Origin of the sequence: Filimonas lacunae (assembly GCF_002355595.1) — a bacterium.
GTDB lineage: Bacteria > Bacteroidota > Bacteroidia > Chitinophagales > Chitinophagaceae > Filimonas > Filimonas lacunae.
The window spans coordinates 3,302,739-3,315,601 of record NZ_AP017422.1; the positions used below are offsets into that span (position 1 = coordinate 3,302,739).

The 12,863-nt window shown below is 45.5% G+C and carries 2 protein-coding genes; both read right to left on the minus strand.

Going from position 1 to position 12,863, the window contains the following annotated elements; translation table 11 throughout:
• Window positions 1-59 precede the first annotated feature (59 nt).
• Complete coding sequence (locus tag FLA_RS13300) at window positions 60-3,368, minus strand: gliding motility-associated C-terminal domain-containing protein (protein WP_076382730.1); 3,309 nt, start codon at window positions 3,366-3,368, stop codon at window positions 60-62.
• On the minus strand, window positions 3,368-12,268 hold the full coding sequence (locus tag FLA_RS13305; RefSeq protein ID WP_076382729.1) for an Ig-like domain-containing protein: 8,901 nt from the start codon (window positions 12,266-12,268) through the stop codon (window positions 3,368-3,370). Before FLA_RS13305 ends, FLA_RS13300 begins: the two co-directional genes overlap by 1 nt.
• Window positions 12,269-12,863: the final 595 nt, after the last annotated feature.

The following is a 12,863-nucleotide window of genomic DNA, read 5'->3' on the forward strand; positions in this document are numbered from 1 at the left end:
GGTAGCTGAAAAGCTACCTTTTTCATTTTTAGTTATGCCTTATTATTGAAAAAGAACCATTATTGTACAATGGTTACTGACCCTGTGAGCTTTTCCATTCCGTTTTTCAGATCAATAACATAATAATAGGTAGCGGCGGGCACCAATTTCCCATTCCATGTACCTTTCCAGGCCACCGGGTAGCCGATGGAAAAGTACACTTGCTGTCCGTACCGGTTGAACACTGCTACCGTGCAACCCGGATACATTTGCAGATTGGTAATGTCCCACGCATCGTTGATACCATCGCCGTTAGGTGTAAAAATATTAGGCACGTTCACGTCACGCAATAGTTTTACTGTCAGATAGTCGGAAGCCGTACAGCCCCCTTCCAGGCCTGTGGCAGTAATGGTAAAGGTATTGTCTGCCCTGGCCAGATAAGTGGGGTGCAGCAGAGCAGCATTGTTCAACTCTGCAGCAGGCGACCACTGAAAGCGCACTTTCACAGAATCATTGGTAACAGGCTGAAAAGTAACCATAGTACCTTCTGTTACTGTAAAGGAGGGGCCTGCATCCACCACCGGCTGTACATATACAATTACTTCTTTTTCAAACGTAGAAGAAGTACAGCCCGCCGCACTGGTAACTGTTAATTGCACCGGATAATGTCCGGCCCGGGCATATCGCTTTACAGGATCAGGCTCTGAAGCAGTGGTGCCATCCGCAAACACCCAATTCCAGGCAGCCACAGTGCTGCCCGTAGCAGTACTGGCATCGGTAAAACGGTTGTCTGCCCCCTGGCATAATGTTTCCGGCACTACAGTGAATGACGCAACAGGCTTATCATAAAAGGCAGTTAATGACTGCACATTGCTGGAAGTACAACCATACGGCGACGTAACGGTAAGACTAACCGGGTAATTACCTTTTGCGGTATAAATATGTGTAGGGGAAGCAGCAGTAGACACCGCACCGCCATCGCCAAAATTCCATTGATAAGTTAATGCTGCATTTCCAGGCACAGAAGAATTGTTGCTGAAAACCGCTTTACCTTCCGGCATACATACTGCTGCAGGCAGCTGAAAATCTGCAACAGGCAATGGCTGTATGGTAATACTTTGAGAAGTATCATCGCTGCAACCTTTATCGCTGGTTACGGATAATTGAATGATATAAGAACCGGGCTGTGCATATTGCTTCGAAAAAGCAGCCGGCTGATTGAATGTGTCTTCTGTACCATCACCATAATGCCAATGCCATTCAACAATGCTGCCCGAAACAACGGAAGAGATATCTGTTAAAGTTACCCGCTGATCTTTACAGGCGGTAGCGACGGCAGAAAAAGCAGCCCTGGGGGGCGCATACACGTTCAACCCGATAGCGGTATCTGCTATGCAACCTTCTGTGGTTACTATCTGAAGTTTGGCAATATGCCTGCCCGCAGTAGTAAACACTTTAACTATGCTGTCTTTATTGGCCGTAGTTCCATCATCGAAAGACCAATACCATTGGCTGGCATTAAAACCATCTGCTGCAGGCGACCAGGCAAAATGCACTGAATCTGACAGGCAACCTGTATCCGTATAATGAATAAGCACTTCCGGAACCGGCCTTACCGTAATGGAAGTAATGATCGTTTCCCTTTTTTCGCAGTTCTCTATGAATGGATTGGCTGCTGTAACAGGCAGATCGAATATGCCTGATGTATCAAACTGGTAAGTACCAGGCAGAGCATACTTATAATAGTTGATATTATTAACGAGCACCGTTGCCACAGGCGAAGGATTGGTTTGTGTAATATCTGCCTGTGGCGTCATGCCCGGCAATGCACTCACATGCCATATCAGCTCTGTAGGCTCGTATAACATTAATACAGAAAGCTCTGTGGGGGTATTACGGCAGGTAAACGGATGGGATACAACGGAGGTAGTATCAGGCGTATTGTGCACATTTAATACCGCATGCAAATTGTTGATGGCTGTACCCGCATTGTAACCGTAACTTTCTGCATACCCCAGGCCATAAGTAACCGCTGTAAAAGAAGAATCGCTTTGCACTAAGCATTGAGCTTTTGCAGAGGCCCATTGCTTTACTACTACTATATAATTGGTATCACGCGGGTGTGTATAGGTATGACTGAAATTAGCAAATCCATCTATACGCAGCGAGGGAAACCCTTTTTTCGGTATGATCAGTGTTACAAAATTCCGTTCAATAGCCTCTGCCGTGTTGCGATAAAAACCAACACGCTTAGCTCCTTGTTCCAAAGGACTGAGGTAAATCATTTCAGGATCACCTTTACCACCAGCCAGGCAACCACCCGAAATGAACTGCGCCACCAGCACTGGCTTGTCCGATTCTATATAGTCGCCCTTATCACTCTCAAAGGTATAACTCATAGATGCCGGATCGAAATTAGTGAGTGGCACATTATTTCGCTTCACTACAGTAGCTGCATCGCGCACTACTACTTTGTAGATATTGTTCATAAAAACAGAGGGGCTGATAGTGGATGACAAGGGCGCAGTAAGATAACGTCTGCCCCATGCTTCGTAAGGAAACACCTGTTGCATATCATTATCACCACCCAACACGCCAGCAGAACAGGGGTTACGCGTGCGACTGCTGCCTGAGAAAAAAGCGATCGGATAACAATGCCCGTCTCCGTTGGACACAGAGCGAACGGTAGTACCTGTAAGCTCATATCCCAGGCCACTACCCATACCCATGCCCGCACCTACTACCTGGTAAATATCACCCTTGTCTAACGTTGCATAATAAGTTATTCCCGGAAGCTTGCCATCCCGCGTAGGCACGGATGGAATAATTTCCACCAGCGTATTATCATGTTGCGCCACTACATAACAAAAAGAAAAACAATCATCTTCAAATACCTGCTTACTGTTCAGGGAAGTATAAGCATATCCCCAGGTTTCTACAGGCATGAGCATAGTAGCTCCTGACGAAAGGGATCCATAAATATGTGCATAAGCTACAATGGGCACGTCGCTTTCAATATGAATAGATACATGAAAAAGCCCGTCGCCGCCATTACCTCCAAAACCCGGAGGCAGATCGTATAAACGGCAATCATAGTCACCACCATCTTTAGGCATGGGGTCTGTAACAATTACAGAGTTAGCCGGTACAGGATAGGTTTTGGAAAAACTGTCCGTTCTGCCCCTGACCGTCACTTTTACATTGGCAGGCTGTTCTGCGCTAAAATATAATACCATTTGCTGGCTGTTATCGCCAAAGGGTAATTCCATAAACTGATGCAGACCGTAGCCTGTCCAGAACTCCTTGCCCCTATTAGAAAGCCCCTGTGCCGCCAGCTCCTGTACAAAAGCCGGCAGCACCAGCAGCCATATGATGAATCTGCACCTCATTATCTTACCAGGTTTATACTACCCTTTTTCGTTTGTTTACTACCATCTGCTAATACCAGCTGACACAGGTATATATATACACCCGATGGTTGAGGCTTGCCTTTATAAGTGCCATCCCATCCTTTGTTCTGTTCCCGTGTCTCAAACAGTTTTTCACCCCATTGGTTAAATATGATAAACCGCATTTCCCTGATCACATTACCATATATCTGTATCACATCGTTCAGGCCGTCACCATTAGGTGTGAATGAATTCGGTATAAAAATCTGGCTCTGCAGCACCATTGCTTTCGCTGTTTCAGATACCGTATCCTGACAGGCGCTTTCGCCTCTTACTTTCACCAGCAACGTCACTTCCTGTCCTGGCAACAGGTTAACTATCGTATGTGTTAGACCAAGATTGCCAGACGAAGGAGTAGCCCAGGTGGTGCCGCCATTCACAGATACTTCATACCCCATTGCTCCTGGCACAGCTTCCCATCGGAAACGCACCATATTCGTACCTAAGGAATCTACAGTCGCTACAGGCACTGCCAGTTTGGCCAGTAAAGTGGCTGTTGCTTTTTCTCTTGGCGACTCACAACCATTCTTCACTGCAGTAACATAGAAATTGACGGTCTGCGTAACAGTACTGACAGTATAGCTTACACCATCCTGCACCTTTGTACCGCCTGACAGCGCATCGTACCAACTATATGTAATACCAGCCTCCGGGTTTTGTATGGTAAGCTCCGCCGGTGTACCCTCACAAACCACTACCGAATCGTTCACAAAGTTCAATGCAGCATAGGCGTTGGCAACAACAGGCTTCACGGTATCTGCAATACAACCATCTTCACCAATAATACGCAGCTTTACATAAAACGTACCCGGCTCCCCAAAACGCTTTACTGTATCCTGTGTTCCTGACCCTGTATTATCATCAAAGTCCCACTTCCATTTATTTACCGGCGTGCCATTACTCATAGTAGCTATGCCCTGGAATTGCGCAAGATCGTTCAGGCATCCTGAGTAATTCACCGTGAAATCTACCTTCGGTTTACCAATCACATGAATAACCAGCATCACGCCTGATGTGTTATCGCAGCTTTCTATATCAGGATGTGAATATTCAATAGGAACATAATAGGTACCTTCCTGGCTGAACACAAAATCCTGGCGAATGGTATATTGATATAACTTTCTTCCATTGACCATAACAGAATCCAATGGTATCGGATTCACCTGTATGCTATCTGCATGTGGTGCCAGGCTGGCAACTTCACTAAACTTCCAGCGAATAGATTGAGGTTTCACCGGTATAGCCATGGTAAAGCGGAACGGAGTGCCTACACAGGTATAATCACTATTACCCCCATTGGAGCAGAACACATTGGTAAAGCCGGGTAATGAGCTCAGGTTTTTCACCAATGTACCAGCATTATATCCGTAACTCTCCACAATGCCCTCTCCATAAGTAATGGCCGTGAAACCAGAATCACTTACAACAGTTACCTGCTCTTTAGCGGCATCCCATCTTTTCACGACTACCGTATAACCCGCCAGGTTGGGATGCGGATAAGTAAAATCAAAAGTGTTGGAACCATTAATCAGCAATGAACTCAGTCCTTTAGAAGGTATCAGCAATGTGAGATAATTGACGGTGATATCCTCTTCCGAATTCCTGTAGAAGTTCACTTCTTTTATCCCCTGCTCTATCGGGCTGAGATAGAACATTTCAGGATCGCCGGTGCCGGCCTGATCGCATGTTCCCTGAGACATCATGTATTGTGCCACCATAATGGGTTGGTCAGCCTCCACATAATCAGGTGTATTGGAAATATATTCGTAATAATAGTTGTTAATCAGGTTGGTTAATACTACCCCATTCACCTTCACAACAGTGGCAGGATTTTTTACTGCCACCCGGAAGATATTGGCATTCACCGCCGTAGGATCGGAAGATACTGACGTAGGTGCAGTAAGATAACGCTTGCCCCATGCCTGTGCCGGTAAGTTCTGCTGCATAATATTATCACCACCTCCGCCACCGGAATTGCAACTAATGGAAGTACGACCACTACCGGAATACACAGCAATCGGGTAACATTTTCCTGACATATTCTGAATAGATCGAACGTGACTGCCGGTAAGATCATATCCGACATAATTCTTTCCATCCATACGATCAAAAGCACCCATTACCTGGTACACTTCTCCCTTATTCAACAGAACAGTAAACGTTGCGTTTGCCGCACGACCACCCAGTGTAGGGTTAGAAGGTGTTATTTCCACTACAGTGCTGTCGTGACTGGCTACTACATAAAACCAGGAGTAGCTATTATCTTCATCAAAAACCTGCTGGGAGTTGATGGAATAATAATCATAACCATAAGTACCCACAGGCAGCAGCATAGTGGCGCCTGACGATGCCGCACCGTAAATATGTGCATAGGCAACGATAGGAACATCACTTTCTATGCTAATACCACGATCATACTTTCCTTCATCCAGCAGGCGGGCATCAGCTACACCGGCCTTAGGAATCAGGTCGCTGGTAATAACAGTGTTGGCAGGTATACGATATTGTTTTACCCATGACGTGCCATTGATATGCACCGTTACGTTCGCAGCATCTTTGGCACTCAGGTACAACAGCATTTCCTGGGAGTTAGTGCCTTTAAAGAAGCTATGATTACCATAAGCTACCCAAAACCGGGTACCCCTGTTAGAGCTGTCAACACTCACATACGGATCATCCTTCGGCACCACTACCGTACTGTCTGCAAGCCCTGTAAACCGGTGCAGGTAGTCCAGGTGATGCTCTGTAATAGTATTGAAAACAATATCCGATCTGCTGGCAGTATCTACTATCCATTCACCGGAAGCTTTTGTTCTGCCCAACCGGATATATTTCTCCGGATCTATATAACCTTGCCAGGAATCCAGGTAATGTTGCTCCAGCGTATAATCGGTAGCACCTGTACCCGTTATTTCCGCATCGGTATAGAAATACATATATTTTGCAGTAGACGGCAATGCGGGAGGTACCACACCGGAATATCTTCTTACTTTCAGCTGATCCGGCACTGTAGCACCCCAGGTTATCGTATACACCGTATCTGTACCCAGCATAAATGCCTGACGGGTATTGGCAGTTGCCACAGCAGGCACAGCCAGGGAAACAGGGGGCACAGAGGCAGGTACGAACTCGTAAGCACCTAAATCCGGCACACCTGCCTGCAATGTTACCGGCCTTGGCTGATGATTGATATCATGATCATTACCCGCTACCTGTAAACCACGGCCGTGCATACCCCATACCGTAGAATCGGTTACATCCGGACGCAGGTCTTCATCACTGACAAAGGCAGGCTTATAAACAATAGAATTGAAATCCTGTGAAGAAGCATTGATCCAACCCTGTAAAGTTTGGTAAGTATCCCCTCCTATTACAGCCAGGTCGTTGCCGGTAGTATACAACATGTTGTAATCACCTCCATACAGCTCTTTCAGAGCCGAATAAATGGCTTTACCGCCGCCTGTCTGCGAAAAAATATTATTGATTGACGTAGAAGCACCTACAAAAGCAGACCAATGCCAGAAATAGGCAGCATAGTTATCAATGGCAGCAGTAGAAGTACTGTGCACAGAGTTGTTTTCGTACCGTGCAGAAGAACTATAATTATAAATACCGTAAGCATTGTCGCCACTGCTATTTATACTGATTACGTTGTTACGCACTACCACACCCTGGCTCTCTTGCATGGTTAATCCATACACATCACCAGTATTGTTGCCTGTGGCCAGCATATAGTTAGCTTCTACGCTCACCGGATTCAATGGGCCTGCAGCAGTTGCGGCAACCGATATACCGTGAACAGAAGCTGCTGTATTATGCATCAGTACCGTATTACCCGTGATCTGTAAAGAACTGTCACAATAGTCTACGTAAATGCCATGAGCGGGTGTATTCTGCGATGCTCCCAGGATAACACTATCCCGTGTAACCACCAGACGGCTTGCATAATGTCCGTAAATACCGTACTGGTAAGCCCCCACTACCTTGTTACTATCAATAGTTACACCAGGAGTCAGCTTATTATAATCGCCGGCCAGCCAGATACCTGCTGAGCCATCCTGTATGGTATTTCCTTTCAACACTGTTCCTTTACCGGAAAAGTCGGTTATATAGACAGCCGCCATGTCTTCCGAAGTAGTTGTTGTACTGTGCGATACAATGGCACAATTCAACAGACTATCGAAGGAAGATTGATGCAACAGATGCACCGCACGACCATAAGTATCGTTCGAAGCCTGTATAGTAATGCCGCGGTAAGTAATAAAAGAAGCGCTGTCCAGCTGCAGCACGTAGTTATCTGTATTGTCTGTAGCCTGGTAAGTAAGCAGCACAGAAGCAGGAATACCATTAGCAGACTGGAAAGTAACCCTGCTGGTATCTGAAGCCCCTACGATGCGGTGCATGCGTACTTTCTCGTTATAAAGCCCTGGCTTAACATTAAAAGTAACAGCACCTTCAATGCCACAATCCATAGCAGCTACAGCAGCTGAGAACGAAGAAAAATCGCCATTGCCGCTATTGTCAATAGTATATATACCCGCAGGGAACGCTGCATTCAGATGCATTTGTGCCGGAACAGAGTACACGGTATCAGTGCCACACGCCACGCCACAACGGTAATAATCGCTGTGCAACACTTCTGTCTGGTAATCTTTCACATATAGCTTAGGTCCCACATTATCCCATCCGGAAACACCGTTGGCACTTTTCTGCCACTGATAGGTTTGACCTCCTCCTGTGTTGCTGCCGTTCAAATCCAGCTCTACCGTAGCGCCCATGCACATGCCGGAGTTTGGGGTCAATACTGTTGTTCCTGCAACAGGTGTAGAGCAAGGTGTTACTGTATACTCATACGCCCCAATATCTGGCGTAGCGGAAGTTCTGGCTACGCCCAATATATCTGCCGGTATTCCCACAGGAATACCGGTATTTTCCATAGGCGTAATAGCAGGTATGAAATTGCCGGCAACCGGGCTGGTGAAAACAGGATCCATATTCATAGAATGCGCCTCCTGCCCCAAAGCAGCCTGCCAATCGGTCAATGTTGTATAACTATTATTGTAATACCCGATATAGTTTTTACCACCAGCGCCATTGACATAATAATCGTTGTGGTCTATTACCCAGTCAGCAGCATTGCCACTCAATTCCATCGCCTTCTTCTCTCCGTTACCGCCGCGTGTAATGGAAATGATATTATTCTGCCATGCCACCGTCGAAGCAAAAGAGAGCCTGAACCCGGATGTGTATGCCGTAGACGTACTATTTACGTCGTCCAGTGAAATGGTATTATGATAGAATTTTACATTGCTGGCCCCCATATCATCACATCCATATAAGGAACCCGCCCCCACAAAATCATACACCAGGTTATTGGACACTATTATCTCCTTGCCAGCTTCTGCACTACAAAACATCAACACAATGCCGGAAGCGTTTGCCAGACTGCTTGTATTAGCACCAAATGGATGAAAGAACCTGTTACCATTGATACGCACACCGTTTTCTTCATTTTCCAGGTACACACCATTAAAATCCGACACATCGCTTGCTGTAGGTCGGGAAATCCTATTATGATCTATAACAGTATTTTCTGTATAAGTCAAACGTATGCCGGCGTTATAAAAGTCCTGTATATCGTTATTGGTAATGAGATTCGCCCTTACAGGTTTACCGGAATTTCCGGAAAAGGAAATACTATTATAACCTCCACTCACTTTATTGCCATCGAATATATTACCATCACAATCAGCATCGCCATAACCGAAAAGATCACTCGCGCTGGCATTCATAACAAAGCCCGCAAAGTGATTATCAGAACCACGGAACGGAATCACTACGTTACACTTCCGGAAAGTATTGCTGTCTGCATCATTCAGTAACTGGGCGCCTACTCCGTAACTGCCGCCGCCGGTAGCATCGATGGTCAGGCTATCAAAAATGATATGATCGGCACTGTTCAACTTAATCACCGCCATTTCTTCCGGGTTATCAGAAGAAAAATGGAGGGTATTGCCATTACCGCTGAAGGTAACTGTAGCAGTGCTGGAAGTACCTGTTATCGGCTCCAGGATCAATTGCTCATCATAAGTACCACTGCCAGGTGCTACCTGGAAAGTAACTGCATCAGCTATGCCGCAACCCATAGCCTCTTTAGCCTCGTTAAAGCTTTTATAGTCAGCTGTGCTGCCACTCTTGTTAATGGCATAAACGCCTCCGGGTAGCGGATAGCGAATAGTAAGCGCAACCGTATCGGAATAGCTGCTTATACCACTGCAATTAACCCATATACGGTAATAGGTTTTTGTATTGGCACGCACGGCCGTATCGCCATTAAGCATAGCTGGCCCCAGGTTTGTAAAAGGTCCGGCGGCAGAAGAAGCCGACTGCAACTGGTAAATCTGGTTGCCTCCAAGCGTATTGCCCTCCAGCTTCATCATCACCAGCGTATTGGCACACACCGTATCCTTACTTAACCGGATATGGCCCCCAACAGGTGGCGTAACACAAGATGGCGGTATAAACTCGTACACTCCCAAATCGGGAGTGGTAGTGCTACGCGCTACTCCCAGCATATCTGCGGGCACCTGCGTAACCGGAACTCCCTTGTTGTCAATAGCGGTATTGAAAACATGAAGATCACCGGTAGATACATTCGGATAAAAAGGATTGAGTGAAAAAGAATTCATATCCATCCCTGTAGCATTCTGCCAATCCGCCAGGGAGGCTTTATCTCCATTATCAGAATGAGCCAAACGGGTAACTCCACCTGTACCCGGGAATATATATAGGTCATTCCTGTCGGAAGTGATACCAGATACAGGCCCGTTGAAATACAAGGCCGTTTTTTCTCCTGCTCCGGTACGGCTGATGGTAATAATATTATTACTGAACTTCAGATTAGCTGATTGCTCCTCCTGGTAATATCCCATAATGGCTGGTCCAAAATTAACAGCCGGGTTATTCCCATCCAGAGAAACGGTATTATTATAGTAAAACACGCTGGTGGAACCTAAACTGGCTATTCCCCGGATACTGCATCTGTCGCCAAGGCTATACAATAAATTATTACTTACCAGGTTATCCACCCCAGCCAATGCCTTTACCTGTTCCAGCACAATACCATTCAAACGTGTATTGCCGGAAACAATTCCTCCCTGCAAGTGCGTGATGGTGTTGGCATTAATACTTAAACGCGCACTCAGGTCTTTAGCGTAAATGCCATAGATGTCAGAAGCCCCGTCAACCCTGCCGGTACGGGAAAAAACATTCCGCTGCACCGTCGTGGTAAAAGAACCTCTGATATACATGCCGTATTGGTAAAAATCGTCTACAACATTATTCCGTATGATGTTACCACTATTAGAGGAAGTGGTGTTGCTGGCCAGTACGATACCACAAAATCCACCTGTGATATGGTTATTGGAAATAATATTGCCATCGCATAACGCGCCGATGTCTGGCAAAAGATCTATATCGGAATTATTGATTACCACACCTGCATATTTAGCTTCGCCGGAAGAAGCATTTACCGTAATAACACAACGATTAATAGTATTCGAATCTGCATTATTCATGATTTGCACACCATAACCAAAATCGCCTGTTGCACGAATAACCAGGCTGTCGAATATAATATGATCCGCGCCATCCAATTTGATCACCGCCCGTTCATTGCCATTGCCAGATGCAAATTCCAATACCTCACCATTACCATTGAAAGTAACCGTTTTGGTAGCAGATGTACCAGGCACCCGTTGCATGATCAGTTGTTCGTTGTATGGACCACTGCCTGGCGCCACATTAAATACAACACTGCTTTTAATGCCGCATTTAACCAGGTTGTAAGCCTCGTTGAAAGAATGCAATATATTAGGACCTGCAGGCGCATTTTTATCAATAGTATACCCCCCCTGTACAAAAGACGGAGAAAAAACCTGTACCGGCGCAGAGTAAGAAAAGCCTCCACCGTTGTTACATGTTACTTTTACGCGGTAATAGGTAGATGTATCCTGCGTAGCATTATAGCTAAAACCAGTTCCGCCAGGAACATTTGTCCAGGCGGCATTGTCTTTTGACGACTGCCATTGATACGAAAGACCGGAAGCAACAGTAGCGCCCTGGGGGGCTAACAAAAAAGCCTGCTCCATACACACACTAGTAATAGTAGAAACAGCAGTGCCCGCCACAGGCGTACCTGAACAGGCGGGAGCAGCTGCCCAGCTAAAAATGATATTGGGTCTGCTGGTAGCATCTCCATCCTGTAATATACCTGGTGAGTTACATAAATTTCCCTGGCCATCCAGCACAAAAGAATGTGACCCGTTAAAGCCTAAAGCGGTTGTCATTCTTACCAGGGGATTGGAGCTGCCGTACCAGGTGCTGCTATTATCCGCAGCCCCGTTACAAACTTCTATTACGATATTATCCGATCCGTTCCAGAAAAACGGGCTGGTAAGTGAAAACGTGTTTACCCCGATGGAAGGCATATAATCCACAGGACCATATACCATAGTGGTGCCGGGTACCCAGGCATTCAGATTTAAGGAATTAATGGTAGTAGTGCCTATTTTAATGGCATATTGTTCTATGGCTGTATGCGTATTGCCCACATTAAGATCACGATCTACTACAGTAAAAGCAACAGCACTAATATTGCCAGGCCCCATACCTGCTGCTATTAATTCACTGGCGCGATACAGATATTGTGCCCTGTTACCGCCCGCCCCATCCTGCAACGGACAGGGTGATTGCCAGGCATCGTTTGTAGCAGTGCCTGTGCCTATAGATGTATTTACCTGGGCATTCGACTGAATAACGATAGACAGGATCAATAGCATAAGAAAGCTATTCCTGCAAACAGCAGGAAAAAGCCCCTTTCTCAAAGTAGTCATTTATTGGTTAGTTTATTTTCTATATATTATCTGAACACCTTTATATCATTTTTCACCGGTTATTATGGCACAGGCGTCAGAAGCTAAACAGTTTATGTTTTGTACTGTAAATATTAGAGAAATAACTATAATAAAATATAGTAACATTTAGCTATTTTTCTTACACTTCATGGCATACTCAAAACAGGTTGAGAGCGGCTTTTCCAGGCAGCGTGGCTTTTCTTTTTTGTTAGCACTGTAAAATTCAGGAGAAATGAAGGCAAAAAAGACAAACATTTTGCCATTAGCATTCAGGCAATCTTTTGACTAACCATAAAAACGGTATTATCCGGTATAAACTTATCGGCTTTGAAGATGACGATGATGCGGCAGTAGAAGAACTGACACTATTAATGGAACAGGCCCGCCCCCCTTCCTAAACAATCCAATAGATAAATGTTCATTAGTTCTTTTGAAAAACCAAACAAAAGCCTGCTACGATGTGTTTAGCCATTTATACATTTAAAATACTACTATATATATGTCTGGCATTAAAAAAACA

Bases quoted from the DNA above. Each gene is read 5' to 3' on its own strand.
- FLA_RS13300 (WP_076382730.1), bottom strand. From the start codon at position 3,368: ATGAGGTGCAGATTCATCATATGGCTGCTGGTGCTGCCGGCTTTTGTA.
- FLA_RS13305 (WP_076382729.1), bottom strand. From the start codon at position 12,268: ATGCTATTGATCCTGTCTATCGTTATTCAGTCGAATGCCCAGGTAAAT.